This window comes from Acinetobacter sp. ESBL14 (genome assembly GCF_036668815.1).
GTDB classification, from domain to species: domain Bacteria; phylum Pseudomonadota; class Gammaproteobacteria; order Pseudomonadales; family Moraxellaceae; genus Acinetobacter; species Acinetobacter gyllenbergii.
Genome location: NZ_JAZEVS010000073.1, coordinates 1 through 258, shown reverse-complemented (window position 1 = coordinate 258; position 258 = coordinate 1). Strand labels below are relative to the sequence as shown.

1 protein-coding gene is annotated in these 258 nt (G+C 50.0%); it reads right to left on the bottom strand.

Annotated features, from left to right (window positions below; all coding sequences use genetic code 11):
- A partial coding sequence (locus V6E90_RS21685; protein ID WP_332606431.1) for a hypothetical protein occupies positions 1-258 on the bottom strand: 258 nt, incomplete at both ends.

Here is a 258-nt window from a genome sequence, read left to right as displayed (position 1 = left end):
CAGTGATGAAGCCATTCACCAAGTCCGCTGCTGTTACTGTGTAGTTGGTACCATTTACGGTTACCACTGTACCCACTGCTGCATCTGGACCGAGTGCCACTTGTGCATCGAAGCTACCATCTGCACCTAACTCAGTCGCATTCAAGATGCCGTCACCGTTCAGATCATCTGGAACTGTGATCGCACCAATCAAGTCAGCTGCAACTGTATCCACCGTGATGGTTACATCTGCATCGGCACTGTCAATGTTACCTTGTG